We start from the raw sequence: 25982 nt of genomic DNA, 5'->3' as shown, positions 1-25982 counted from the left end.
CACGGATAAACTATTTTTTCTTTTTCTTAGATTCCTCTTTCTTTTTAGCTTTTACTGTCGCTTTATACAAGGGAATAAAGTAGGAAACAGTGTAATTAAAACCGATACCGAAATCACCGTTATAAGTTCTGTTAAAACCCGGAATATAGAGATTGTCAAAATTATTCGGCCGATTTTGAGATACCAATCGGTTTAATCTAACACTGAAACCTACGAAGATATTACTTAAAACTTCAGCTTTCATTCCGGCAACTACTTCAATCCATTGCGCTGATAATCCATCAAATTTTTCACCCGAAATTATCACAGGTGATTCTCCAAAATACGGATTCGGATTATAGACTTGGTAACTATTCAAAGTCTGACTAAAACTACTTACGCCATAACGCAATCCAACAGAAATAATGTTTTCCATATTACCCCAGTTTTGAAAAGAGTTGTAGTCAAATCCGGCTTTTAGATAAGTACCTTTTGTAGTAAAATTGACTTGATCGTCAGAAACAGTTTTGTCTTCGTTGCCAATTTCGGCGGCTAGATAATGTCTGCGTGTTAGTCGATAATCACCAACTAGTTCCAGTCCGCGGTAATCGGTTTCATAAAATGAACGTGTTAATTTGAATAAATCAACTCCAACACGCAAACCATAGCGCTCTTTTTTGGGTGGAATGCTGTCTTTTTTTATTGTTGTTTTCTCTTGTGCATTGCCCAAAAATGAAAGCAATACTATACAAACACTAAAAAAGAATTTTGATATGTGTCTCATTTTCGGTTTCAATGTTTGTTGTTAAAATATTGATGTCCTGTATCCAAAAACCTTCAGGTATTGCTGCATCTGTTTTGATAACGCCGCTTGGAAAACCATTCAATTCAAAAACAGTTTTATAACCACAAGCTCTGGAAACAAATACGTTTTGACGTGTATAATTAAACTGAAGAAAATCTTCATTGGCGCCGGTCGAACTCGTACTGTTTAGTATCAAACTATATTGGGTCGTGTCTTGTGTTATGTCCAGAGGTAACTCAATCTTGCTCACAGCATTATAAATACCTAAATCGTCTGTCTGTCCAACACCTTTAATTTTTAGGTTTACCACATTCTTTAAATTCGACGGATTCGAAATGTCATAAAACTCCAATATCAACCGAGGTGTAGTTTCATCTATGCAGATATCGTCCTTTTCACAGCTTGATAGGCTTATTGTAATTAGTAACAGGGTAAGTATTTTTTTCATATAATTTATTATTGTCAGTCTGAGCTTGTCGAAGACAGTGTGACAAATTTCTATCGTCTTTCCAAAAGTACAACATTTTCCACATGATGCGTTTGCGGAAACATATCTACCGGACGCACGCGTGTCACTTTGTATTGTTCATCCATCAATGCTAAATCTCTGGCTTGTGTAGCCGAGTTACAACTCACATATACAATCTTATCGGCACCAATTTTCAGCAATTGCTCCACAACATCTTTATGCATTCCATCGCGTGGTGGATCTGTTATGATAACATCCGGCTGACCGTGTTGCGCAATAAAATCATCGTTAAACACATTCTTCATATCGCCCACATAAAACTCACAATTGGTGATGCTGTTGCGTTTGGCATTTTCCTTTGCATCAGCAATTGCTTCAGGAACTGCTTCTACACCAATTACTTTTTTGGCTTTTTTGGAAACGAATTGTGCAATCGTCCCGGTTCCGGTATATAAATCGTAAACGACTTCATTGCCTGTCAAGCCTGCAAATTCACGTGTGATTTTGTATAATTCATACGCCTGGTCAGAATTGGTTTGGTAAAACGATTTAGCGTTAATGCTAAAATGCAAGCCTTCCATTTCTTCAAGGATATAATCTCGTCCTTTATAAAGTTTGATATCCTGGTCGTATAAAGTATCATTTGCTTTACCATTGATTACGTATTGTAGAGAAGTAATCTGTGGAAATGTTGCGTCAATATAATTCAATAACAATTCGCGTTGTTTTTTGTCTTCCTGAAAGAACTGAATCAGTACCATAATTTCTCCGGTCGAAGCCGTTCTAATCATCAATGTACGCAATAGACCTTCGTGATTACGCGCATTGAAAAAAGGCATATCATGTTCTATAGCAAATTCTCTGATAGCATTTCTAATAGCATTTGATGGATCTTCCTGCAGGTGGCATTTCTCAATATCTAAAATCTTATCCCACATTCTCGGAATATGAAAACCAAGCGCAGGTTTTTTACTCAGATTAGTATCTTCTGATTGGATTTCCTTTTCGGTTAACCAACGCGTATCCGAAAATCCGAATTCCATTTTATTTCTGTAGAAAAACTGTTTTTCCGAACCCAATATTGGTTCAAAATCCGGCAACTCAATTTTACCAATGCGCTTCAGATTATTATAAACTTCCTGATTTTTATAAAACAACTGTTGCTCGTATTTCATATTCTGCCATTTGCACCCACCACAAGCACCAAAGTGCTGACAAACAGGCTCAATTCGGTTTTCAGAATAGGAGTGGAACTTGATGGCTCTGCCTTCAAAATAGGATTTTCTTTTCTTTAAAGTTTGTACATCTACAACATCACCGGGAACGACATTCGGGATAAAGATGACCTGGCCTTCGGGTGCTTTAGCTACTGATACACCTTTGGCACCGGCATCTAAAACCGTTATGTTTTCAAAGATGACTTTGTTAGTTTGTTTTCTTCCCATGGCGCAAAAATAAACTATTGGTTAAAACTTGATACGGATTTAAGAAAAAAATATAATTTTATAGAAATTTAATAATCATGACCACCCACTTAGCACTTCTTCGCGGCATCAATGTTTCGGGACATAAAATGATAAATATGATAGCTTTGAAGAAAGCACTAGAAGCTATTGGTTTTCAAAACGTGGTAACTTATATCCAGTCGGGAAATGTGTTTGTAGATACCGATGAAGAAAGTCCGGGTAAAGTTGGTTTTCTGATTAAGCAGGAAATATTTAAGGAGTTTGGACATGATGTTCCGGTGATTGTCATTGGCAAAGAAGATTTGCAGGCGTGTTTAGATCGAAATAAATTCCTTAATGAAGAAGGAGTCGATTTAAAGAAATTGTATGTTTCGTTTATTTCATCGATGCTGCCTGACAATATGATTACCCAACTCAACTTAAACTTTATCAAACCCGACGAAATCCAATTGGATGGCAAACGTATTTATCTGAAATATGACATTTCACCAGCTAAAACCAGACTAGACAACAAATGGATTGAGAAAAGCATGAATGTGGTTTCTACAACGCGGAATTGGAATACGGTGAATAAGCTGTTGGAAATGTTCCCGCCTGCGCGGGAATGACAAGGGTAAATAAATAGTACTTTCAGACCTGACAGGTTTTTAAAACCTGTCAGGTCTAGAGAAAAATTGATGTCTTCATTAGAAATAATGATAATTGTATAACATCAGTTTCCGATTCTATTCTTAAATTTGGGATTCAAATTTTAAACAACACATAATTATGAAAAGAAATGCAACAGCAGTTTGGAAAGGTTCCCTTAAAGAAGGAAAGGGAGCGATTACTACACAAAGCACCACATTAAACAACACGCAATATTCTTTCGGTTCCCGTTTTGAGGAAGGCGTTGGAACCAATCCTGAAGAATTAGTAGCTGCAGCGCATTCGGGTTGTTTTTCGATGCAGCTTTCTGCTTTTATCGGAGAAGCCGGATTTACACCGGACAGTATAGAAACCAAATGCGTAATTGATTTACAAAATGGAAGTATTGTTAGTTCTACTTTGACTGTAGAAGCTAAAATTCCGGGAATATCAAATGATACGTTTCAGGAATTGGTTACCAAAGCAGAGAAAAACTGTCCGATTTCTAAATTATTGAATACTGAAATTACGTCAACTGCTACTTTACTGTAGTTGATAACTAGTATAATAACTAACCTCATTTCTTTTTAAGGAATGAGGTTTTTTTATGGAAATTAGCACTAAAATACAAGATCGATATGAGTTCAAAAGCCACATTCAAGAGTGCCATTTCAGGTATCGAAGCTCCTGAAAAAGATAAAGTTTCCTGTAAAAGCATCAGGGTTCCCATTCTCAATTTGATAAAAGAAGACCATCCCGATTTGGATATGTCAAAAGAGATAACTGTAGGGGAATTGAATATCTACAGGGAAAAATATATTTCAAGGTTTTTAAAATCGGAAGTAGGTGAGTTAAATGATTTACATAAAAATGTGCTGAAATCATTAACCGATGACAAATCATTGGTTAGAAAAGTTGAAGACGAACCCGACAATCGGACTTTTGGTCAACGATTAGCGGATAATGTGGCTGATTTTGGCGGCAGCTGGACCTTTATTATTTGGTTTTTTATTGTCATAGTGGCTTGGATTGGCGCGAATGTTTTTCTGCTGATGAACAAAGGTTTTGACCCGTATCCGTTTATATTGTTGAATTTAATTTTGTCCTGTTTAGCATCCCTGCAGGCACCCATAATCATGATGAGCCAAAACCGTCAGGAGCAAAAAGACAGGGAACGCGCCAAGAAAGATTATATGATTAACCTGAAATCAGAATTAGAAATTAGAATGTTAGATGATAAATTAGACCATTTAATCATGCACCAACAACAGGAATTAATAGAAATCCAGAAAGTGCAGATCGAAATGATGAATGATATTTTGAATAGAATTGAGGGAAAAAAATAAGCTCCAAATTTTGAAATTCTAAATTCCAAAACTCAAAAGGCAAATTTTAAAACAACAGTATTCTTTGAAGTTTCGAATTTGAATTTTATTTGGAATTTGGTTTTTAAATTTTGGAATTTAACAAAACAGTTGGCCTTTTTTGTACTTTTGCTCAATATATGGATGATTTCTCTCCAAAAGAAGGAACCTGCCTGTCGGCAGACAAGTTGATATTAAAGAATTTAAATTACATAAAATGTCAGTTTTAGAAAAAATGAGTTCCGCTGAAGCGATTGCTTTAGAAAACAAATATGGTGCACACAATTACCATCCGTTACCTGTAGTTTTGAGTAGAGGAGAAGGCGTGTATGTTTGGGATGTTGAAGGTAAAAAATATTACGATTTTCTTTCGGCGTACTCGGCAGTTAATCAAGGTCATTGTCATCCAAAGATTGTAGGAGCAATGATGGAACAGGCGCAGACTTTGGCGCTGACATCGAGAGCATTTTACAATGATAAATTAGGAATTTACGAAGAGTACATCACTAAATATTTTGGCTTTGATAAAGTATTACCAATGAATACAGGTGCTGAAGCGGTTGAAACAGCTTTGAAACTTTGCAGAAAATGGGCTTACGAAAAGAAAGGAATCAACGAAAATGAAGCGCAAATCATTGTGTGTGACGGAAACTTCCACGGAAGAACTACAACTATCATTTCGTTTTCTAATGATGAAAACGCACGCAAAAACTTTGGTCCGTACACAGCTGGATTTATAAAAATAGCTTATGATGATCTAGAAGCTTTAGAAAAAGCGATAACTTCTTCTAAAAATATCTCAGGTTTCTTAATTGAACCAATTCAGGGTGAAGCTGGAGTTTATGTACCAACAGAGGGTTATTTAGCAAAAGCCAAAGCCTTGTGCGAAGCCAACAATGTATTGTTTATTGCAGACGAAGTGCAAACCGGAATTGCTCGTACCGGAAAATTATTAGCCGTAAACCACGAAAACGTACAGCCTGATATTTTGATTTTAGGGAAAGCCATTTCTGGTGGCGCGTATCCAGTTTCGGCAGTTTTGGCAAATGATGCAATTATGAATGTCATCAAACCGGGACAACACGGTTCTACTTTTGGTGGAAATCCGGTAGCTGCAGCAGTTGCTATGGCTGCGTTAGAGGTTGTAAAAGATGAGAAATTAGCTGAAAATGCAGAACGTTTAGGTGTTATTTTCCGTAATGAAATAGGTAAATATGTAGCAACATCAAATATTGCGACTTTAGTTCGTGGAAAAGGATTGTTAAATGCAGTGGTAATCAACGATACTGAAGAAAGCGATACCGCTTGGAATATTTGCATGGCTTTACGCGACAACGGTTTATTGGCAAAACCAACACACGGAAACATCATCCGTTTTGCGCCGCCATTGGTAATGAATGAGGAACAATTATTAGATTGTGTCGCTATCATTATTAAGACACTAAAGCAATTTGAAAAGTAATCAATAAACCAATTTATAACCAACCAAAAACCTTTATTTATTATGGAAGAAAAATTATCATTGAATGAATTAGCTGTTGCAGCTTTAAGAGAAAGTGCCAAGTGGTGTCTGTTTTTAGCAATCGTAGGATTTATTGGAATCGCATTTATGGTTCTTGCCGGAGCATTTATGTCGCTTACCATGGCTACAATAGGAAACGAATTCGGAGGTGTTGATCCTTTAGGAGGATTAAAAGCTTATTTCGGATTGATCTACATCGTAATTGCCGCTTTGTATTTCTTTCCAATATATTATTTGTACAAATATGCCACTGGAACAAAAAGAGCTTTAGAATCAAGCAATAGTGAAGTGCTTTCGGATGCTTTGGTAAATTTAAAATCACACCATAAATTTTTAGGAATTACAACCATTGTAATTATTTCATTATACATTTTAATTATAATTGGAGTAATTATTTTTGCGGCAAAAATGGCAAGCAGCGGAATGTAATTTTATTAAAATATACTTATCTAAAACCAGCTATTTTGGCTGGTTTTTTTTATTTTTGGACATAGATAAACGATACTTAACTAAATTCAGCATAAATGAAAAAACTAGTACTGCCTTTTACACTTGTGGCCATTATTGTTGGTTTATATGAACAATCAAAGGAAAAACCTAATGTTTATATTTTATGTATTACCATCGTAATATTTATGTATGGTGTTATGAGACTAAGTGCCAAAACTCCTAGTAAAAATCAGGACGAAAATGAAGAAGGCAATGCTGAATAAAGGGGATAAAGTTTCGGTTTTAGATGATGCTATTGATGGTGTTGTTACAGGAATCAATGGTTCAGAAGTTACTATTGAAACTACTGATGGCTTTAATCTAACATTCAAAAGCAGCGAGTTGATAAAGATTGGAAGTGGTAGTGTGATGAATTTGAGCTTTAATAAAAATCAGGTTATTAGCGAAAAAGAAGTTGCCAAACCAAACTACATCAACAAAGAGAAAAAAAATAAAAAAGAGATTCCGCCACCGGAGTTTGATTTGCATATCGAAAAGCTGGTCAAAAACTACAAAGGCATGAGTAATTATGATATTTTGACAAAGCAAATCGATACTGCCAAATACCACATCGAATTCGCCATAAAAAATAGAATTCCGAAGATAGTTTTTATTCACGGCGTTGGTGAAGGTGTACTCAAATCGGACCTTGATTTCCTGTTAGGAAGATATGATAATATAATTTTTCAAGACGCTAATTATCAGAAGTATGGACAAGGTGCAACGGAAGTTTACTTTAAGCAAAATGTGAAATAAAGGGATAAGGGAAAAGGGATAAGTCAAAAGTGGAAAAATAGAATTTACAACTCATAACTCATAACTTTTACCTTAGTTCTTTTCCCTCATAATAGTTTATCAACAAGTCAACAAATTTACTATAACTTTCTAAACCGTCTTTTTGTTGATTGGCTTTTAGGAATTGGTCATAAAAAGCGTGAAATCCTTTGTCAATAAAGGTGTCGTATTGTTCCCAAAAAAGTTCACTTTCCTTAAAGTTCTCAATGATTCCGGGATGGATTGTTCGTTTAAAAGCTTTGAATTTTTCCTCATCTTTCATAATCACATTCTCCAAACAATAACGTAAAGCGACTGTATAAGCAGCGTACTGAAAATACAAATCGTCATTCTTGATGCAGGCCATAAAGCCGATAAAGTTACATTCACTTTCGCTGGCAAAGCCAATTTGGTGTGCCATTTCGTGACAAACAACATTTGGGAAACCATACATCGGTAACTTGTAATTCACCTGAGATTCATTGGTAAACGGATTCAGATAACCGCCAAAACCCATATAAGTCAAAGGCAGACTGAATAAAGATTTCTTCCGACTTGGAATTTCATATTTAAAAAATGGATATTGTTTGGCCAAATTATCATAACCATTTTGCGTCATGCTGAAAATACTATCCTGCGAATACAGATTGCTGACTTTCTGATTTTTATTATGTGTAATGGCGAATTGCACTTCGTTGGTTTTGGCAATCAGCTTTTCAGTAAATGCATATAAATCTTCGTTGCTGTATTCCCTTTTGATATTCATTTTCTCAAACAGTGGCAGGCGATAATAATTGAATGCCCAGAGCAGATGAAATATAAAGTAGAAAATGGAAAGGCCGCTTATCACCTTCAGCAAATTGTCCTTCCATTGTTTTCGCCATGTTTTTCTAGATTTCCAGATAGAAATTAACAGATAAACAATTAGAATTCCATATATGATATCACCAAAAGAAAACGGAATCCAGCCTAAAACGGTGCGCTCAAATTTCGAAGTGAAAACATACATTCCATTGCTGTAAAAACGTTCAACCACTTCCGGGAAGAAGGCTATAACCTTCATGAAAATGATTTGAAATAACAGAAAAAGTGGAAGTATATACTTGCGTTTCACGTTGCGGATTTAAAATGTAAATATAATCACAATATCAATTTACAAAGCAATTTAACTTTGTAACTTTGGAACCTTAAAACTTTGAAACTAAAAAAATGAGCCAGGAAATTAGAAACCTTGAACCAAAAGTACTTTGGAATAAATTCGCTGATTTGAATGCAGTACCGCGTCCATCAAAAAAAGAAGGACGCGTGATAGAATTTATGAAAAACTTCGGTAACAGTTTAGGATTGGAAACTTTTGAAGACGAAATCCGAAACGTAATCATTCGCAAACCGGCAACTCCGGGAATGGAAAATAGAAAAACTGTTGTGCTTCAAGGACATTTGGACATGGTGCACCAAAAAAATAACGACACCAATTTTGACTTCGACACGCAGGGAATTGATATGTATGTTGATGGCGACTGGGTTCGTGCCAAAGGAACTACGCTTGGCGCTGATAACGGACTTGGAGTAGCGGCTATCATGGCGATTTTAGAGAGCAAAGATATTCCGCATCCAGCGATTGATGCCTTGTTTACGATTGATGAAGAAACCGGAATGACAGGTGCTTTGAACTTAAAAGGCGGAATTTTAAAAGGAGAAATCCTGTTGAATTTAGATACCGAAGAAGACGATGAAATTGATATTGGTTGTGCCGGTGGAGTAGACGTAACAGCAACCAGAAATTATAACGAAGAAGAAACTCCGGAAGGTTCAGTTGGCTACACAATTACCGTTAAAGGTTTGAATGGCGGCCATTCCGGAATGGATATTCATAAAGGTTTGGGAAATGCTAACAAGATTATGAACCGTTTATTGTTTGACGGATTTGAGAATTTTGGTTTGCAGATTTCGGAAATCATTGGTGGAAGTCTGCGTAATGCGATTCCGCGTGAAAGCGTGGCGAAAGTTATTGTAGCCGGAATGTATGATGAAGCGTTTGTGTTTGATATGCAGGAAATCATCAACGATATTAAATTCGAATTCAAAACTACTGAACCTAATTTAACTATTGAAATTGTAAAAAGCGATTTGCCTAAACAAGTTATGGATTTAGGTGTGCAAGAAGGATTGCTTCGTGCTATTTATGCTGCGCACAATGGTGTTTATCGAATGAGTGCTGACATGGCTGACTTAGTAGAAACTTCGAATAATATTTCTAAAGTGGTTGTGAAAGATGGTGAAATTAGCATTCAGAATTTAACGCGTTCATCGGTTGAAAGTTCTAAGTTTGATTTGGCAAATGCTTTGCGTTCGGCTTATGAATTGTTTGGTTGTGAAGTCGAATTTGCAGGAAGTTATCCGGGTTGGACACCAAATGTAAAATCGGAAATACTAGATTTATTGGTTTCTATTTATGAAAAACAAAACGGAAACAAACCCAATGTTGTTGCCTGTCATGCAGGATTAGAATGTGGTATTTTAGGAACCAATTATCCTGGAATGGATATGATTTCTTTTGGACCAACAATCCACGGCGCACATAGCCCTGATGAAAGAGCTTCGATTAAATCCTCACAGAAATTCTGGAAGTTTTATTTGGAGATATTGGCAAATATTCCGGAAAGAAAATAGAAGATAGATTATAGAAAATAGAAAATAGAAAAACCCACTTATCATTAAGCGGGTTTTTTAATTAAACCAATATATAATACTTAAACAAACAGTAATATCAGTAATGGAAATATAATTCCGGCTAATGCCAGTTTCCAGCCTCTGTTTTTAAAACTGAATTTTCCTGCGGATATCATTAAACTTCCGGTAATGGCAATAACGATTAATGAAATCCCAAAAATATCCCCGTAATAAATCCACCAATTGGAAGTGTTTTTATGCAGTTTCATCATTTGGCTGATGATAGGTGTTTTTTGAAAAGAAACAATTTCACCTTTACCAGTTTCCATATCAATTTCAACATCGTGTTTTTCGAATGAAATCTTGAATGTTCCTTTTTTTATATTGTGACGACGGATTTTGTCATCAATACCAAGAGCTTTTCCCAAAGAATCAGCAAACGGTTCGTTGATTTTTTCCTCCGCAGGCAATTTAACTTCAATGGCTTTGGTTTCAATCGTATATTTTTCAGGATGCCAGCTTTCCCTGTGGTTCATCAAAATCCCAGAAAAGGCAAAAGAAATAATCAATCCAATATAGAAATAACCTAAGTCGCGGTGGAGGTTTCTGATGGTGGCTTGCTTCATTTTTTAGAATTTATAAGATACTGTAGTGGTTAACATTCTTGGGGCAATTGGAGTTACCGTATTGTCATCGTAAACATAATAGCTCACTACATTGCCCAAATTAGACAATCTTGCTCTGATAGAAAAATCTTTAATCGAATAGCCAACTGATGCGTCGAATTGTAAAAATCCGTCAACCGGAATTGGTTTTCTGGCCATTTCTGCAGCAGTTGATGCATTGTTTGGTCTTAATCTTCCGCCTAATCGTTCTCCGATAAAAGTGGATTGCAAACCAAATTCGAATCCTTTTAATTTAGTGTTTTCAAAAGTATAAAAAGCACTTGCATTTGCGGTGTGTTTTGGAGAGAATCTCAAATAAGTTCCTTTGTCGTAAATGTTGCTTTTGGTATATTTTGTTTCGTTGAAACTGTATCCGGCAATCAATCTTAATCCTTTGTGGTGACCGGTAATGTCTAACTCAACACCTTTACTTTGGTAAGCTCCGGCTAATTCTTTTATGTTGGTATTGGTGTTTCCGTTTGAAAAATCGGTCTGTGCTAAATTTCCGTAATCGATTAAATAAGTTGTCAAATTGGCTACCAAATGACCTTTGAAGAATTCGTTTTTAACTCCAACTTCGTATTGATCGATTGTTGAGTTTGGTAATGCTTTTAGGTTTCTGTCAGTTCCGGTGTTTAACACAAATGAATCCGAGTAGCTTGCAAAGATTGAGTTGTTTTTAGTTGGTTGAAAAACCAAACCTAACTTTGGAGAAAAGATATTATCATGCGCTTCTGTTACTGCTGGTGGAGTTGGGGTTGCAGAATATGTATATACGTTAGTGGTATTTTCAAGATAGCTGTAACGCAAACCAGCTAATACTTTTACTTTTTGAGTAACTTCAATTAAATCCTGAAAGTAAACTCCGGCTCTTTTAACATTGGCCAAAGTGTTTGTGTTTTTATCCATTGTAGGGATAAGTGCATTTGCGTAGGCTGGATTTTTAGCTAAAATCACATTTGGGTTATATATGTTGATTTTGTCATAATAATTGATGTTTTTATAAGCTAAAGTCGCAGTATTACTTTGGTCGGCATCTGCACCAAAAAGCAATGTGTGTTTAATTTTTCCGGTGTGGAATGTTCCGTTTAAATCTACTTCAGCTAAGCTGTAGTCTTGCTCTGAGTCTGTTTTTTGAACACCTCTAATCCAATCTCCATTAGCACGAACTAAATTATTGTTTACGTTGTTAGGATCATTAATTCCGGCATTTGGTCTTAAACTCGACAATAAATTTGTACTATAACCTTGGTAAGAGAAAATGCCTTTTAACTGCCAGTTTTTGTTTAAATCGTGATTAATGGTCGAAGTAAATCCAACTTGTTCAGAATCAAATCTTCCCCAATCAAATCCTAAAAATGTGTTTATTGGTAATTCAACTACTTTGTAATCGATGGCAGCCAAACCAAAGTCAGGTGTTCTGTTGTCTTTAATATAATCTGCTTCAACTATAATGTTTGTTTTTGCCGAAATATCAAATAAGAAGGAAGGATTGAAATAGATTCTTTTAGTCTGTACACCATCTCTAAAACTATTTCCTTGTTCGTAGCTGCTGATAAAACGGTAAGCCACGGTATTACTGTTATTCACAGCTCCGTAAACATCAACTGTTGGTTTGAAAAAGTTATATTCAGTTGTTCTGATACTCAATTCACCACCGTGATCAAATCGTGGTTTTTTGGTGATAAGGTTTAAAATTCCACCAGGAGCAACGTTTCCGTATAATAGAGCAGCGCTTCCTTTTAAAATTTCAATACTTTCAAGCGAAGCTGTTTCCGGAATTAACGACCCGTTGAAACGAACTCCGTTTTTAAATGTGTTAGCACCGCTAAAAGTAAATCCTCTTGAACCTAGTTCTTCCTGATTGTTTCCGGAAGCATTACTTGCTCCGGAAACATAAACACCATTTGCATTTTTTAAGGCATCAGACAATCTCAGAATTTGTTGTTGTTGAATCGTTTCTTTTCCGATTACAAATGTAGCCTGTGGTAAATCTAAAGGCTTAATGTTGGTTTTGCCACCTTTTACAATTGTTTTTTGTTGTTGTGAAATAATCACAACTTCTTTAAGGACTTCTCCTTTTTTGTTTTTTACAGTATCGTTTACTGCATATAGTTCGTCTTGGAAATCATCTTTGGTTTCTTGAGAAAAACCAATGGCACTAGTAGTAAGTGTTAGGGCGAGAATTGAAATATATTTATGCATTTATTTAGAATAATTAAAAATAAGTATTAAAATCTGCTGCAAATATAAATACGTGTTTTTAAATAAAAAAGTTTATTTAGACTTAATATAAATAATATTTTTCAACAAACTGATTTTGTATTGTTTATAAATGAAAAAACCTCACTGTTTAGTGAGGTTAAGTCATAGTATAGTCTTTAAATCGACTTATTTTTTGGTCATTGGATAACTTTCTGAAGTCGGTTTTCCTTGTTGTTTACCCGAAATGGTAGCAATTAAACTAGTTTCATTTACCTTTTTATAAGTGATTTTTTGTGGATAATCATGTGTCGGATTTTCAAAAGCAAAGGTATTATCTGCATCCGAAGTTAATTTAAATGAAACCGGTTCATCATTGTTCTGACCAATTACAGTTGCTATATAAGTCAGTTCATCATCCTTTTGAGTAAGCTTTATACTTTCGAAATGAACGGTGTCTTTTGTATTTATAAAATAACTGTCTCCACTAAACGTACTGTCATTTTGTTTTGTCCAGGTTTCTTTTAATGTGCCATCAGGAAGTTTTTGTTCCCAATTACCAACCAGCCAATTCATTTTTTCGAGTTTGTCGAATTTTTTTTCCGATTTGTTTTGGCAAGATACAAGCAGCATTATCGATAGTATTCCCAGAGTAGTTTTCATCGCTATTGTTTTAGTAGTACAATACTATAAAAAATCTGCCAACTGAACACTCTCAACTGATTACTTTTTTTAGTATTTTTGCACCCAAAATAAAGAATACAGATAATGTTAGAAAGACTTCAATATGTAAAACAACGTTTCGACGAGATTTCGGATTTGATTATTCAACCCGATGTTATTGCCGATCAAAAACGTTATGTGCAATTAAATCAGGAATACAAAGGTTTGAAAGCGTTGATGGAAAAGCGTGAAGAACTTATTAATGTTACCGCAAATATTACTGAAGCTAATGAAATTATTGCTGATGGTTCTGATGCCGAAATGGTAGAAATGGCCAAAATGCAATTGGATGAAGCTAAAGAGCGTTTACCGGAATTAGAAGAAGAAATCAAATTCATGCTGATACCAAAAGATCCGGAAGATGCGAAAAATGTAATGGTTGAAATCCGTGCCGGAACCGGTGGTGATGAAGCTTCTATTTTTGCCGGAGATTTATACAGAATGTACACTAAATATTGCGAATCTCGTGGCTGGAGAACTTCTACAGTTGATATGAACGAAGGAACTTCAGGAGGTTTTAAAGAGGTAATCTTTGAAGTAACCGGAGAAGATGTTTACGGAACATTGAAGTTTGAAGCTGGAGTTCATCGTGTGCAACGTGTACCACAAACCGAAACACAAGGTAGAGTTCATACTTCTGCAGCAACGGTTATGGTTTTGCCGGAAGCCGAAGAGTTTGACGTACAAATAGATATGAATGATGTTCGTGTCGATTTCTTCTGTTCGTCTGGTCCAGGTGGACAATCAGTAAATACCACTAAATCTGCGGTGCGTTTGACTCACATTCCAACCGGTTTGGTGGCGCAATGTCAGGATCAAAAATCGCAGCATAAAAATAAAGATAAAGCGTTGGAAGTTTTGCGTTCCCGTTTATACGAACAGGAATTAGCTAAAAAGCAGGAAGAAGATGCAACAAAACGTTCTTCGCAGGTAAGTTCGGGTGACCGTTCGGCAAAAATCAGAACCTATAATTATGCGCAAGGTCGTGTAACCGATCACCGAATTGGATTAGATGTTTTTGATATGGATGGTGTGATGAACGGGAAAATTCAAAAATTTGTTGACGAACTTCAGTTGGTCAACAATATGGAAAAACTAAAAGAAAGCGAAGTTTTCTAAATGCAAAAGAGCTAACTTTCGTTAGCTCTTTTTTTTGCTTACATGAATAGACTCTTTTGGGCTAAAGTCTAAATCCATAAGCAAGTCTCAAAGCAATCATTCCCATGCCTTTTCCTGTAGTCCCATCATTATTCACTTTTGGAAAATCAGTATAATGTTCGTATCGTAAACTCGCATCAAAATATTTGTTTGCATATCCAATTCCCGGACTTAGCAAAAAAGAATTCTCATCATAATCATTTGTAACTGCAAAAGCATAGCCAACTTCTCCAAGTAAATACAATTTATCTTTTAGAACAAAGGCTTTAAATCCACCTTTTACAGGTATGTATCCCAAATCATTATCATCACCATTAATGAAGAAATTATTGAATCCTGTGGTAAAAGTTAACGAATATTTAGTTGATAAATCGTATTGCAATCTAACATCAGCGCCAATATTAAACTCATAAGGTTCTGCATTTAGTGGTACTCCACCACTTAGGCCAAATCCCAAACGCCATCCTTGATCATAATTTTCTGTTTTTGTTGTTCCCGAATCTTGTGCCGAAGCTGTGGCTGAACCGAATAAGCATAGGGCAACTAAGGCCAGTTTTGCTGAATTTCTTAAGATAGTCTTCATGGTATTTAATTTAGATTAGTATTGAGTACAACTTAATTGTTTACACTTTTTCTCCTTTTATGATTTTAAGCAATACAACTACAACTGCTGCTAATAGTAAAAGATGGATAATAGCGCCTGTGTTGTAAATGAAAAATCCTAATGCCCAAAATATTAGCAATAATATCACAATTGAGTAAAATAAATTTTGCATGATAGTCTGAAAATTATTTGTTAGTATTCTGTATGTTTTGATTGAAATCATTCTACATCGCAAAATTGCATGGATTACAGGAGGTTTATGTTATAACTTTTTTAACAATAGTTATAACATTTCCATTTATAGAAAATCCCATGCAATTGCATAGGATTCATAGATAAAGAGTATTAGTTAATTAGTGGTTGTCTTCGGGAAGGTAAATGGTAAAAGTTGCACCAACATTTGGTTTTCCTTCTGCAAAAATAAATCCTTTATGATTTTCGACAATTTTTTTACAAATGGCTAAACCAATTCCGGTGCCAACATATTCATTCTTATTGTGAAGACGGTTGAATAAAATAAATATTTTTTCTGCATACTCTTGTTCAAAACCAATTCCGTTGTCGGTAAAGGTAATTTTATAGAATTTGTCTTTTGTCTTTTTAGGAATCAGTTCTTCCTCAAAAGCAATTACTCTTTTGCATGAAATTTTAATTTTCGGAGCAATGTCGGCTTTGCTATATTTTAATGAATTCCCAATCAGATTAGCAAATAATTGCTGAATTTGAAACGGAATTACAGTCATTGTCGGCAACTTTTCATTTTTAATAACAGCATTTTTTTCCTCAATAGATTGCAACAAATCACTTTTGGCATTTTCAAATAAGTCATTCAGGTCGGTACTTTCAAAAACTTTCTCTATTTTAGTTGTTCTCGAATATTGCAATAAGTCATCAATAAGAATACGCATTCGTTCAACAGAATTGTTGATTCGGGTCATGAACTCTTTTCCGCTTTCGGATAGGTTATCATACTCCTTGTCAGCCAATCGGGAAACAAAGGTTTGGATTTTCCGCAAAGGCTCCTGTAAATCGTGACTGGCTACATAATTAAATGCGACCAGTTCTTTATTACTGGCTTCTAATTCTATGTTTTGTTGTTCTAATGATAATGATGCCAATACTTCTTCGGTTACATCACTGGTGGTTCCGATTAAAATTTCTTCACCCGATTTATTAGTTACAATTCGGGCAGTAGTTCTAAAATACCTAACTTTTTTATCTTTTCTAATCACCCTATAAGTAAAAGGAGACATGGTTCCGTTTTCTATCATTTTAGAAGAGGCATCGCGAAAAGCGGAAAGATCATCCGGATGGATGTATTTCATAAAATTTTCCTGACTTGCAAAAAAAGCTTTCGGTTCATAACCAAGCAATCGATAACTATTATCTGAAAAAGTATATTCTTTGGTATCAACATTCAACTGCCAGCTACCAAAACTACCCACGATTTCCGCCAGATTATTTGATTCATTTAAAACAACCAGACTATTGTTAGAAATTTGCAACTTCTCTAAATCCCGGGTAATTCGGATATAGGAAATGGAGATTAACATTAGTGTAATCAATAGCGTGATATAAACAAAAATTGGAGTAACCTTAATAGTATCTTTATAATACAGTTCCCGACCTTTTAAGGTTTTTTTTTCGAAAAGAATCATTTTGTCAACCTGATTCCTGATACTATCCATAGTTTGTTTTCCAATAACTAATTTTTCTTTTACCTCTTTGTCGGTTATCGATTTCTTAAGCGATAAGTGTAAGGCCAGCGAAAGATAATTTTGTCGTTTACTGATATAAAATTCTAGTTTTCGGAGGTTATTTTCCTGAGCCGGATTATCTTTTGTATATTTTTTTACTTTGGCAAAAGATTGGTTAATTTTATTTTTTGATTGGATATATGGAACCAAAAAAGTAGAGTCTTTGGTAATTAAAAAACCACGTTGCCCTGTTTCCGCATCTTTTATATAAGACATCAAACGCTCCAGTTCTAAATTGATGTCATAGGAATGATTAACCCATTTAGATGAATTGTCGAGTAAACTAATGTGTTTGAAAGTTACGGCAGAAATGAAAAAAATAGCAAAAATAGAAACCACAAAAATGCTTTTGAGAAAAATTGCCGATTTATAAATTTTGCTTAGTTTCATTGCTTAAATACTTTACAATCGTAGTAAAAAATTATCTCTGTTTAATCCCGAAGTGTAATACTGCCAATTTATTGTAACAACATCAGATAATACTTTTTTCAGCGTTGTAAAATCACTTGGCTTTTTTATATATATGTTGGCACCAAGTACAAAAGTTTCTTCTATATGTTCTTCCGAAGATGAAGTAGAAAAAATAGCGATAGCAATATCATTAAAACGGTCGTCTTTCTTTATTTCATTGAGACACTCGATTCCGTTTTTCTTCGGCATGTTTAAATCCAGAAATAAGACATTAGGTAAAACAGCATTTGGATTATTCAAATAATCCATCAATTCTACTCCGTCATTAAATGTATTTACTTTTGTATTGATTTTCATTTCTTCAAATGCATCAGTAAAAAGCATCCTGTCGTCCTCATCATCATCAGCCAAAATAATGTGTATATAATCCTTATCCATAATGTCTTATTTTTTCGTGGCGATTTCTCTTCTTTTTGTTATTATTCGCTGAAAGGCAGAAGGTGTAATTCCGGTAACATTTTTAAATTGTGTACTCAAATGCGCCACACTCGAATAATTGAGTTGAAAAGCAATTTCAGTCAAACTCAAATCACTGCTCACAATTAACTGCTTGGCATATTCTATTTTTTGTAAAATGATGTAATTCTCAATTGAAGTATAAGTTATATCAGAAAACAAATTGGAAAGATAGCCATAGCTGTGACTCAACTTTTCGGCAAGATAGACGGAACTTTTGACATTAACCAGTTCAGGGCTGTGAATCATTTCAATTATAGCGTCTTTTATTTTTTGAACTAAAACGCTTTTTTGGTTTTCGATGATATCAATGCCATATTCTTTAAGCTCTTCAGTCAGTGCCGATAAAACAGAAGAAGGGATTCTTTCCAAAACATCAACTTCACCAAAACCCAATATCCTATACTTGATATTATGCTTAATAAGTTTTTCTTCTAAAACTTTTCGGCAGACGGTATTAAAATCAAATTTGATAAATATCTTCATAAAATGTATTCAGGTTAATTACTGTAAATGTAACAAAATAAAGCTATCAAAAAAGCCGCATCGAAATGCGACTTTTTCTTTCTCTCTAACCCCAACTTTTTATTATAGCCAAATGATAGTAGATTTGAGTATCATTTGCTTTACAAAGATATTTCAGCTTTTGAAGAATAGGTTATATAATTTTAGTGTAATGTTATAATTTTTCCACTTTTTAGTTTCCAATTTGTAACTTTGTGCCACATCTACCTGTCGGCAGACAGGCAACTAAGCAAAAATGACAACACAACAACTCGTTCAGCAAATCCACAAAAAAAAGTCTTTTCTCTGTATTGGTCTCGATGTCGATTTGACTAAGATTCCACAACATTTACTCGATCTTGAAGACCCAATTTTTGAATTTAACAAAGCCATAATCGATGCCACTCATGATTTGTGTGTTTCATATAAACCCAATATGGCTTTTTATGAAGCCTATGGATTAAAAGGCTGGCAGTCACTACAAAAAACTATTAATTATCTAAACGAAAGGCATTCTGAAATTTTCACCATTGCCGACGCAAAACGTGGCGATATTGGAAATACATCAACGATGTATGCCAAAGCATTTTTGGAGGATTTAGATTTTGACAGCATAACAGTTGCACCTTATATGGGCAAAGATTCGGTTGAGCCTTTTTTAGCTTTTGAAAACAAGTTTGCTATCATGTTAGCACTAACATCCAACGAAGGCGCATTCGATTTTCAGACTAAAAATACAGCAGGAGAAGAATTATACAAAACCGTAATTAAAACTTCTAAAACCTGGAAAAATTCTCAGAACTTAATGTATGTTGTTGGAGCAACTAAAGCGGAATATTTTACTGAAATTCGTAAAATTGTTCCAAATAGTTTTCTGCTTGTTCCAGGAGTTGGCGCTCAAGGCGGAAGTTTATACGATGTTTGCAGTTATGGAATGAATGACGAAGTTGGTTTACTGGTTAATTCATCACGTGGAATTATTTATGCTTCTAATGGAAAAGATTTTGCCGAAAAGGCTAGGGAAGAAGCGTTGAAAATGCAACAGGAAATGCAAGAGATTCTTGCAAATAAATAGTCATTTGAAAACGTTTGTAGACCAACTCGGCACTTCGCACACGTTTGAAACTGCACCAAAAAGAATAGTTTCACTTGTACCATCTCAAACCGAATTGCTTTATGATTTAGGTTTGGAAGAAAGCATTGTTGGAATCACTAAATTCTGTGTTCATCCGTTTCATTTCAAATCAACTAAGAAGATTATTGGCGGCACCAAAAAAGTGCATTTTGAAAAGATAAGATTACTCCAACCCGACATTATCATTGCCAATAAAGAAGAAAACACGCTGGAAATTGTAGAAGAACTTTCTAAAATCTGTCCTGTTTGGGTTACCGATATTATCGCTTTGGAAGACAATTTGAAAATGATTTCAGATTTTGGACTGCTATTCAACAAAAGAACCGAAGCTCAAAAATGGGTTGATAAAATTAATTTTGCACACTACGATTTTCTGAGTTTTATCAAAGACAAGGAAGCACAAAAAGTGGCTTATTTTATTTGGGCAAACCCCTATATGGTTGCAGGAAATAATACGTTTATCAATGAAATGCTTAAACTTAACAATTTCCAAAACATTTATCAAAACAGAGAAGAGCGTTATCCGGAAATAATTATTCAAAAGATGCGAATTCAGGGCGATCCTGATTTGGTTTTATTGTCATCTGAACCTTTTCCTTTTACAGATGAACACGCCTTTGAGATAGGAAGATTTACGCATCATGCCAAAACAATTTTTGTAGATGGCGAAATGTTTTCTTGGTACGGAAGCAGATTAGTAAAAGCGTTTGATTATTTCAAAAGACTGCACGAAAGTATTGCATAAAAAATGCCGGCATTTATGGATACCGGCATTCTTAAACTAACTAACCCTAACCAAAATAATAAAAAACCAAATTTATTACAGTACAAATGTACGCTGCCTTTTTCGCTTTTACTGTTAAGGTTATGTTATTCTTATGTTATTGATTTCTAAAAATTTAGAACTATTTTTTGTCTTGTAAGGCAAATACTTGTTGTAATAATGGAGATGTTCTGGCTTTCAAATCAGTTCGGATATTTTTTTCTTCAACAGCTATCATTTTAAATACACCTTCCAATGCTTTGTTGGTTGTATAATCGGTCAAGTCAGGGTTAACTTTTTTTACTTTTGGCAAACTATTGTATTTTTTTATGATGCTGGCCCAAACTTTATCAGCCCCAACTTTAGCAAAAGAATTTTTGATAACCGGATTAAATTTATCATATAGTGGCGAACTGGTAGTAGTTTGCAGATAAGAAGTAGCGGCACTTTCATTCCCCATCAAAATATTTTTAGCATCGGCAAAACTCATATTTTTTACAGCATCAACAAAAATCGGAGTTGACTCTTTCACAGCATCTTCGGCAGCACGATTCAGTACTAACAGACCTTTGTTTGCCAATGAACTCATTCCGAGTTTTCGGAGTGCTTTATCTACCTTTTGCAACTCTTCGGGCAAAAGAATTTTTACCATTTCATTTTTGTAAAAACCATCAGTTGCAGTCAATTTGGTAACTTGAGTTTCTATTCCTTTGTTTAGTGCTTCCTTTAAACCAGCTGAAATATCTACGGTTCCTAATTTACCGGTCAGTATTGATAAATCTACAGGTACCACTTTTTGAACTTCATTTTGGACATCCTTTTTGATTTGATCTAAAAGCCCGCCTTGAGCAAAAATCAGAGTAGGAAATAATAGTAGTAAGGTTAACTTTGCTTTCATGTCTTTATAATTTTGGTAGCGGATTATCAAAAATAAAGCCAAAAATTATTAAGCAAAAACAACAGTCTTATTATTGTAAACCATCGTTTTTCTTTCGGCATGCAATTTTATGGCTCTTGCCAAAACCATACGCTCTAAATCTTTTCCTTTCATAATAAAGTCTTCGATGGAATGACTATGGGTAACCCGAGTAATATCTTGCTCAATAATTGGTCCTTCATCCAATTCTTCGGTAACATAATGACTGGTTGCTCCAATAATTTTTACACCGCGGTTAAAAGCGGAATGATAAGGTTTCGCTCCGGGAAAAGCGGGTAAAAACGAATGGTGAATATTGATGATTTTGTTCTTGTATAATTCAATCAGATTAGGTGTGATAATTTGCATATAACGAGCCAAAACAATGAAATCTATTTGGTGCTCTTTTAGGATTTCTATCTGTGCTTTCTCTCCGGCTTCTTTGTTTTCTTTGGTAAACGGTATGTGATAATATGGAATATCAAATCGTTTGGCAACTGTACTCAAATCGTTGTGATTGCTAATAATCAATGGAATCGCTACATGCAATTCGCCTGTGCTGTATCTCGAAAGAATGTCATACAAACAATGATCGTATTTAGAAACAAAAATCGCCATTTGAGGTTTATTTTCTTTCAGATGAACCGACCATGACATCGAAAATGAATCGGCTAAATTCTTTTGAAAATTATCCTTGAAATCGTCCAAATTAAATTGGTTTTTGGCAAAATCACATTCTACTCGCATAAAAAACACATCCTGATCGCCATCAACATGTTGGTCAAGATAAATAATATTTCCCCCAATAGAAGCAATATAATTCGTAACTGCTGCAATAATTCCCTTCTGGTCACGACAATGAATAAGTACGGTAATTCGGTTCATTTTGAAAAATTTCTGTATTCCAAATCTAAACTTATTTTGCTTTGGATTTTAACAAAAACTAATTTTTATGTTTTGTATGATTTAATAGCCCATTTTTTGAAAATTACGTAAATTGCGGCACTTAAATTAGCACATCCTTAAAATGAAACCACAAATACCTTATATTCCTAAAAATAAAGTACGAATTGTAACAGCAGCTTCTCTTTTTGACGGTCACGATGCGGCTATCAACATCATGCGAAGAATCATTCAGGCAACCGGTGTTGAAGTTATTCATTTGGGTCATGACAGAAGTGTTGAAGAAGTTGTAAACACAGCAATACAGGAGGATGCTAATGCGATTGCAATGACTTCCTATCAAGGTGGACATAATGAGTATTTCAAATACATGCACGATTTATTAAAGGAAAAAGGAGCAGGCCATATCAAGATTTTTGGCGGCGGCGGTGGCGTAATTTTGCCAAGCGAAATAGCCGAATTACAAGCCTACGGAATCACCCGAATTTATGCTCCGGATGATGGTCGTGCTATGGGATTGCAAGGAATGATTAATGACTTGGTTAAGCAATCTGATTATCCGATTGGCAATGAATTGAATGGGGAATTAAAACATATAGAAGACAAAAATCCGACTGCTATTGCGCGTTTGATTTCTTCTGCCGAGAATTTTCCTGAAATTGCCAAACCCGTTTTTGATGATATTCATAAGATTAATGAAACCTCAAAGATTCCTGTTTTGGGAATTACCGGAACTGGTGGCGCCGGAAAGTCTTCTTTGGTTGATGAATTAGTTAGAAGATTTTTAATCGATTTCCCTGAAAAAACTATCGGATTAATTTCTGTAGATCCTTCAAAAAGGAAAACAGGTGGTGCATTGCTGGGCGATAGAATTCGTATGAATGCTATCAACAATCCCAGAGTTTATATGCGTTCGTTGGCAACACGTCAGTCTAATTTGGCATTGTCAAAATATGTTTCCGAAGCAATTCAGGTTTTGAAAGCAGCTAAATACGATATCATTATTCTTGAAACTTCAGGAATCGGACAATCGGATACGGAAATCATGGACCATTCGGATGTTTCGCTATATGTAATGACACCTGAATTTGGTGCAGCAACTCAATTGGAAAAGATTGATATGCTTGATTTTGCTGATTTGGTTGCGATAAATAAGTTTGACAAACGCGGCGCATTAGATGCGATTCGCGACGTGAAAAAACAATACCAACGCAATCACAATTTGTGGGATTCTAATCCGGATGATATGCCAGTAGTTGGAACAATCGCGTCACAGTTTAATGATCCGGGAATGAACACACTTTACAAAAAAGTGATGGACAAAATTGTGGAAAGAACCGGAGCCGATTTGAAATCGGATTTTCATATTACACGCGAAATGAGCGAGAAGATTTTTGTGATTCCGCCACATAGAACAAGATATTTATCCGAAATTGCAGAGAACAATCGCAAATATGATGAAACCGTTTTAGCACAAGTTGAAGTCGCTCAAAAGCTATACGGAATCTATAAAACGATAGAATCGGTTAACAAAAAAGCACCAAAATTTGACAAAGGCGGAATTGATGCTAATTCATTGAATTCTAATGATGATAACAAAGACTTTTTAAACCTATTGGTTAAAGAATTTGATCGTGTAAAAATGAATCTTGATCCATTCAATTGGGAAATAATTTCTACATGGAATGACAAAGTAAATAAATACAAAAATCCTGTGTATAGCTTTAAAGTGCGTGACAAGGAAATCAAAATCCAAACGCATACTGAAAGTTTATCACATTCACAGATTCCAAAAGTTGCCTTACCAAAATACCAAGCTTGGGGCGATATTTTAAAATGGAATTTGCAGGAAAATGTTCCCGGTGAATTTCCTTTTGCTTCGGGTTTGTATCCGTTTAAGCGTGAAGGCGAAGATCCGTCAAGAATGTTTGCCGGAGAAGGCGGACCGGAACGCACCAATAAACGCTTTCATTATGTAAGCGCAGGATTACCCGCGAAACGTTTGTCAACAGCTTTTGATAGCGTAACTTTATACGGGAATGATCCTGATTTGCGTCCCGATATTTATGGAAAAATTGGTAATGCCGGCGTTTCTATTTGTTGTTTGGATGATGCTAAGAAATTATATTCAGGCTTTGATTTGAGCCATCCGTTAACTTCTGTTTCGATGACAATCAATGGACCAGCGCCAATGTTACTTGGATTCTTTATGAATGCGGCCATAGACCAAAATTGTGAAAAATACATCATTGAAAATAATCTTCAAGTAGAAGTGGAAGAACGAATCAATGAAATCTATAAAGAAAAAGGGTTAGTTCGCCCAAAATACAACGGCGAATTGCCGCAAGGAAATAACGGTTTAGGGTTGATGTTGCTTGGCGTTACCGGTGATCAGGTTTTGCCAAAAGATGTTTATCAGGATATCAAAGTAAAAACATTAACTCAGGTTCGTGGTACAGTTCAGGCTGACATTTTAAAAGAAGATCAGGCGCAAAATACTTGTATTTTTTCTACCGAATTTGCCTTGCGATTGATGGGCGACGTGCAGGAATATTTTATTCAGAAGAATGTGCGTAACTTTTATTCGGTTTCTATTTCGGGTTATCATATTGCCGAAGCAGGAGCAAACCCAATTACGCAATTGGCATTTACCTTATCGAATGGTTTCACTTACGTGGAATATTATTTAAGTCGTGGAATGAACATCAATGATTTCGGACCAAATTTATCGTTCTTTTTCTCTAACGGAATCGATCCTGAATATGCTGTAATCGGAAGAGTAGCGCGTAAAATTTGGGCGAAAGCCATGAAAAATAAATACGGTGCCAACGAAAGAGCACAAATGTTGAAATACCACATTCAAACTTCCGGACGTTCTTTACATGCTCAGGAAATTGACTTCAATGATATTCGTACGACATTACAAGCGCTTTATGCGATTTATGACAACTGTAATTCATTGCATACAAATGCATATGACGAAGCAATTACAACACCAACCGAAGAAAGTGTACGTCGTGCGATGGCAATTCAGTTGATTATCAACAAAGAATTAGGTCTAGCCAAAAACGAAAATCCAATCCAAGGTTCATTCATTATAGAAGAATTAACCGATTTGGTTGAAGAAGCAGTATTACAGGAATTTGATAGAATCACGGAACGGGGCGGAGTGCTTGGTGCTATGGAAACCATGTATCAAAGAAGTAAAATTCAGGAAGAAAGTTTGTATTATGAAACTTTAAAACACACTGGTGAATTTCCAATCATTGGAGTAAACACATTTTTAAGTTCTAAAGGTTCACCAACCGTTTTACCTGCCGAAGTGATTCGTGCCACCGAAGAAGAAAAGCAAGAGCAAATCAAAACGCTTGAAAATCTTCATAAAACGTATCACGATTATGAAGATGAACAGATTGCGGCTTTGCAGAATGCTGCCATAAATAACGAAAACATCTTTGAAGTGTTGATGAATGCCACCAAATATTGTTCACTCGGACAAATAACCGCTGGGTTGTTTGAAGTAGGAGGACAGTATCGTAGAAATATGTAAGCTATAA

General features: G+C 35.3%; 26 protein-coding genes. 12 read left to right on the top strand and 14 right to left on the bottom strand.

Annotated features, from left to right (window positions below; genetic code table 11):
* Positions 1-10: 10 nt before the first annotated feature.
* From L1S35_RS03730 to rlmD, 3 genes are read right to left on the bottom strand one after another with little or no spacing between them, the layout of a single operon-like run.
* Positions 11-763, bottom strand: a complete 753-nt coding sequence (locus L1S35_RS03730) for a DUF6048 family protein (RefSeq protein WP_236396748.1) — start codon at positions 761-763, stop codon at positions 11-13.
* Complete coding sequence (locus L1S35_RS03725; protein WP_236396746.1) at positions 735-1232, bottom strand: DUF6452 family protein; 498 nt, start codon at positions 1230-1232, stop codon at positions 735-737. The genes L1S35_RS03730 and L1S35_RS03725 overlap by 29 nt, the downstream gene beginning before the upstream one ends.
* 50 nt (positions 1233-1282) lie before the next feature.
* Entirely contained in the window at positions 1283-2698 is a 1416-nt protein-coding gene (rlmD, locus tag L1S35_RS03720; protein WP_236396744.1) for a 23S rRNA (uracil(1939)-C(5))-methyltransferase RlmD, read from the bottom strand.
* Between the two features lie 77 nt (positions 2699-2775).
* Here rlmD and L1S35_RS03715 point away from each other — a divergent pair, with 77 nt between their 5' ends.
* The 7 genes from L1S35_RS03715 to L1S35_RS03685 all read left to right on the top strand — a co-directional run bounded on the left by L1S35_RS03715 (position 2776) and on the right by L1S35_RS03685 (position 7477).
* Entirely contained in the window at positions 2776-3327 is a 552-nt protein-coding gene (locus tag L1S35_RS03715) for a DUF1697 domain-containing protein (protein ID WP_236396742.1), read from the top strand.
* 160 nt (positions 3328-3487) lie between these two features.
* Positions 3488-3898, top strand: coding sequence for an OsmC family protein (locus L1S35_RS03710; protein WP_236396740.1), 411 nt, complete (start codon positions 3488-3490; stop codon positions 3896-3898).
* 86 nt (positions 3899-3984) lie between these two features.
* On the top strand, positions 3985-4692 hold the full coding sequence (locus L1S35_RS03705; RefSeq protein ID WP_236396738.1) for a DUF1003 domain-containing protein: 708 nt from the start codon (positions 3985-3987) through the stop codon (positions 4690-4692).
* A 235-nt stretch (positions 4693-4927) separates the two neighbouring features.
* Positions 4928-6172, top strand: a complete 1245-nt coding sequence (rocD, locus tag L1S35_RS03700) for an ornithine--oxo-acid transaminase (RefSeq protein ID WP_236396736.1) — start codon at positions 4928-4930, stop codon at positions 6170-6172.
* A gap of 42 nt (positions 6173-6214) precedes the next feature.
* Entirely contained in the window at positions 6215-6661 is a 447-nt protein-coding gene (locus L1S35_RS03695; protein WP_236396734.1) for a hypothetical protein, read from the top strand.
* A 95-nt stretch (positions 6662-6756) separates the two neighbouring features.
* Positions 6757-6945 carry a hypothetical protein gene (locus L1S35_RS03690; protein WP_236396732.1) on the top strand — a complete coding sequence of 63 codons (189 nt, stop codon included), beginning with the start codon at positions 6757-6759 and terminating at the stop codon, positions 6943-6945.
* Positions 6935-7477 (top strand): DUF8465 domain-containing protein, encoded by a 543-nt coding sequence (locus L1S35_RS03685; protein ID WP_236397289.1) that lies wholly within the window; start codon positions 6935-6937, stop codon positions 7475-7477. Before L1S35_RS03690 ends, L1S35_RS03685 begins: the two co-directional genes overlap by 11 nt.
* A 67-nt stretch (positions 7478-7544) precedes the next feature.
* On the opposite strand, the gene L1S35_RS03680 is transcribed toward L1S35_RS03685, so the two are convergent.
* Complete coding sequence (locus L1S35_RS03680; protein WP_236396730.1) at positions 7545-8558, bottom strand: DUF3810 domain-containing protein; 1014 nt, start codon at positions 8556-8558, stop codon at positions 7545-7547.
* A 146-nt stretch (positions 8559-8704) separates the two neighbouring features.
* On the opposite strand from L1S35_RS03680, the gene L1S35_RS03675 reads away from it, so the two are divergent.
* On the top strand, positions 8705-10168 hold the full coding sequence (locus L1S35_RS03675; RefSeq protein WP_236396729.1) for an aminoacyl-histidine dipeptidase: 1464 nt from the start codon (positions 8705-8707) through the stop codon (positions 10166-10168).
* 80 nt (positions 10169-10248) lie between these two features.
* Here the strand turns inward: L1S35_RS03675 and L1S35_RS03670 are convergent, their stop codons facing one another.
* The 3 genes from L1S35_RS03670 to L1S35_RS03660 form a co-directional block, all read right to left on the bottom strand.
* Entirely contained in the window at positions 10249-10794 is a 546-nt protein-coding gene (locus tag L1S35_RS03670) for a PepSY-associated TM helix domain-containing protein (protein WP_236396727.1), read from the bottom strand.
* 3 nt (positions 10795-10797) lie between these two features.
* On the bottom strand, positions 10798-13038 hold the full coding sequence (locus L1S35_RS03665) for a TonB-dependent siderophore receptor (protein ID WP_236396726.1): 2241 nt from the start codon (positions 13036-13038) through the stop codon (positions 10798-10800).
* A 186-nt stretch (positions 13039-13224) separates the two neighbouring features.
* A complete protein-coding gene (locus tag L1S35_RS03660) occupies positions 13225-13698 on the bottom strand; it encodes a DUF6265 family protein (protein ID WP_236396723.1) in 474 nt (157 codons plus the stop codon).
* Between the two features lie 105 nt (positions 13699-13803).
* Between L1S35_RS03660 and prfA the strand changes: the two genes are divergently transcribed.
* Positions 13804-14877, top strand: a complete 1074-nt coding sequence (gene prfA, locus L1S35_RS03655) for a peptide chain release factor 1 (RefSeq protein WP_236396721.1) — start codon at positions 13804-13806, stop codon at positions 14875-14877.
* A 61-nt stretch (positions 14878-14938) separates the two neighbouring features.
* On the opposite strand, the gene L1S35_RS03650 is transcribed toward prfA, so the two are convergent.
* From L1S35_RS03650 to L1S35_RS03630, 5 genes are all read right to left on the bottom strand, one after another.
* A complete protein-coding gene (locus tag L1S35_RS03650; RefSeq protein WP_236396719.1) occupies positions 14939-15499 on the bottom strand; it encodes a hypothetical protein in 561 nt (186 codons plus the stop codon).
* A gap of 40 nt (positions 15500-15539) precedes the next feature.
* Positions 15540-15692: a lmo0937 family membrane protein gene (locus L1S35_RS03645; RefSeq protein WP_236396717.1), complete on the bottom strand. Its 153-nt coding sequence runs from the start codon at positions 15690-15692 to the stop codon at positions 15540-15542.
* Positions 15693-15873: 181 nt separating this feature from the next.
* Positions 15874-17667, bottom strand: coding sequence for a sensor histidine kinase (locus L1S35_RS03640; protein ID WP_236396715.1), 1794 nt, complete (start codon positions 17665-17667; stop codon positions 15874-15876).
* 12 nt (positions 17668-17679) lie between these two features.
* Positions 17680-18126 carry a response regulator gene (locus L1S35_RS03635; protein WP_236396713.1) on the bottom strand — a complete coding sequence of 149 codons (447 nt, stop codon included), beginning with the start codon at positions 18124-18126 and terminating at the stop codon, positions 17680-17682.
* 6 nt (positions 18127-18132) lie between these two features.
* A complete protein-coding gene (locus tag L1S35_RS03630; protein WP_236396711.1) occupies positions 18133-18690 on the bottom strand; it encodes a helix-turn-helix domain-containing protein in 558 nt (185 codons plus the stop codon).
* Between the two features lie 274 nt (positions 18691-18964).
* On the opposite strand from L1S35_RS03630, the gene pyrF reads away from it, so the two are divergent.
* Both pyrF and L1S35_RS03620 read left to right on the top strand, forming a co-directional pair.
* Positions 18965-19783, top strand: coding sequence for an orotidine-5'-phosphate decarboxylase (pyrF, locus tag L1S35_RS03625; protein ID WP_236396709.1), 819 nt, complete (start codon positions 18965-18967; stop codon positions 19781-19783).
* Between the two features lie 4 nt (positions 19784-19787).
* Positions 19788-20588: an ABC transporter substrate-binding protein gene (locus L1S35_RS03620; protein ID WP_236396707.1), complete on the top strand. Its 801-nt coding sequence runs from the start codon at positions 19788-19790 to the stop codon at positions 20586-20588.
* Between the two features lie 160 nt (positions 20589-20748).
* Here L1S35_RS03620 and L1S35_RS03615 read toward each other — a convergent pair whose 3' ends face one another.
* Both L1S35_RS03615 and purU read right to left on the bottom strand, forming a co-directional pair.
* A complete protein-coding gene (locus L1S35_RS03615; protein ID WP_236396705.1) occupies positions 20749-21504 on the bottom strand; it encodes a DUF4197 domain-containing protein in 756 nt (251 codons plus the stop codon).
* A gap of 48 nt (positions 21505-21552) precedes the next feature.
* Entirely contained in the window at positions 21553-22407 is an 855-nt protein-coding gene (gene purU / locus L1S35_RS03610) for a formyltetrahydrofolate deformylase (protein ID WP_236396704.1), read from the bottom strand.
* Between the two features lie 142 nt (positions 22408-22549).
* Between purU and L1S35_RS03605 the strand changes: the two genes are divergently transcribed.
* Positions 22550-25975 (top strand): methylmalonyl-CoA mutase family protein, encoded by a 3426-nt coding sequence (locus L1S35_RS03605; protein ID WP_236396702.1) that lies wholly within the window; start codon positions 22550-22552, stop codon positions 25973-25975.
* Positions 25976-25982 lie beyond the last annotated feature (7 nt).

This window comes from Flavobacterium anseongense, assembly GCF_021608185.1.
Classification (GTDB): domain Bacteria; phylum Bacteroidota; class Bacteroidia; order Flavobacteriales; family Flavobacteriaceae; genus Flavobacterium; species Flavobacterium anseongense.
This window is presented reverse-complemented; position numbering and strand designations above follow the sequence as displayed.

Coding starts and splice junctions, on each gene's coding strand:
- L1S35_RS03670 (WP_236396727.1), bottom strand. CDS start 10,794: ATGAAGCAAGCCACCATCAGAAACCTCCACCGCGACTTAGGTTATTTC.
- L1S35_RS03660 (WP_236396723.1), bottom strand. CDS start 13,698: ATGAAAACTACTCTGGGAATACTATCGATAATGCTGCTTGTATCTTGC.
- purU (WP_236396704.1), bottom strand. CDS start 22,407: ATGAACCGAATTACCGTACTTATTCATTGTCGTGACCAGAAGGGAATT.
- L1S35_RS03690 (WP_236396732.1), top strand. CDS start 6,757: ATGAAAAAACTAGTACTGCCTTTTACACTTGTGGCCATTATTGTTGGT.
- L1S35_RS03605 (WP_236396702.1), top strand. CDS start 22,550: ATGAAACCACAAATACCTTATATTCCTAAAAATAAAGTACGAATTGTA.
- L1S35_RS03665 (WP_236396726.1), bottom strand. CDS start 13,038: ATGCATAAATATATTTCAATTCTCGCCCTAACACTTACTACTAGTGCC.
- L1S35_RS03635 (WP_236396713.1), bottom strand. CDS start 18,126: ATGGATAAGGATTATATACACATTATTTTGGCTGATGATGATGAGGAC.
- prfA (WP_236396721.1), top strand. CDS start 13,804: ATGTTAGAAAGACTTCAATATGTAAAACAACGTTTCGACGAGATTTCG.
- L1S35_RS03650 (WP_236396719.1), bottom strand. CDS start 15,499: ATGAAGACTATCTTAAGAAATTCAGCAAAACTGGCCTTAGTTGCCCTA.
- L1S35_RS03675 (WP_236396729.1), top strand. CDS start 8,705: ATGAGCCAGGAAATTAGAAACCTTGAACCAAAAGTACTTTGGAATAAA.
- L1S35_RS03615 (WP_236396705.1), bottom strand. CDS start 21,504: ATGAAAGCAAAGTTAACCTTACTACTATTATTTCCTACTCTGATTTTT.
- rlmD (WP_236396744.1), bottom strand. CDS start 2,698: ATGGGAAGAAAACAAACTAACAAAGTCATCTTTGAAAACATAACGGTT.
- L1S35_RS03685 (WP_236397289.1), top strand. CDS start 6,935: ATGCTGAATAAAGGGGATAAAGTTTCGGTTTTAGATGATGCTATTGAT.
- L1S35_RS03630 (WP_236396711.1), bottom strand. CDS start 18,690: ATGAAGATATTTATCAAATTTGATTTTAATACCGTCTGCCGAAAAGTT.
- L1S35_RS03725 (WP_236396746.1), bottom strand. CDS start 1,232: ATGAAAAAAATACTTACCCTGTTACTAATTACAATAAGCCTATCAAGC.
- L1S35_RS03715 (WP_236396742.1), top strand. CDS start 2,776: ATGACCACCCACTTAGCACTTCTTCGCGGCATCAATGTTTCGGGACAT.
- L1S35_RS03645 (WP_236396717.1), bottom strand. CDS start 15,692: ATGCAAAATTTATTTTACTCAATTGTGATATTATTGCTAATATTTTGG.
- L1S35_RS03730 (WP_236396748.1), bottom strand. CDS start 763: ATGAGACACATATCAAAATTCTTTTTTAGTGTTTGTATAGTATTGCTT.
- rocD (WP_236396736.1), top strand. CDS start 4,928: ATGTCAGTTTTAGAAAAAATGAGTTCCGCTGAAGCGATTGCTTTAGAA.
- L1S35_RS03640 (WP_236396715.1), bottom strand. CDS start 17,667: ATGAAACTAAGCAAAATTTATAAATCGGCAATTTTTCTCAAAAGCATT.
- L1S35_RS03680 (WP_236396730.1), bottom strand. CDS start 8,558: ATGAAGGTTATAGCCTTCTTCCCGGAAGTGGTTGAACGTTTTTACAGC.
- L1S35_RS03695 (WP_236396734.1), top strand. CDS start 6,215: ATGGAAGAAAAATTATCATTGAATGAATTAGCTGTTGCAGCTTTAAGA.
- pyrF (WP_236396709.1), top strand. CDS start 18,965: ATGACAACACAACAACTCGTTCAGCAAATCCACAAAAAAAAGTCTTTT.
- L1S35_RS03710 (WP_236396740.1), top strand. CDS start 3,488: ATGAAAAGAAATGCAACAGCAGTTTGGAAAGGTTCCCTTAAAGAAGGA.
- L1S35_RS03705 (WP_236396738.1), top strand. CDS start 3,985: ATGAGTTCAAAAGCCACATTCAAGAGTGCCATTTCAGGTATCGAAGCT.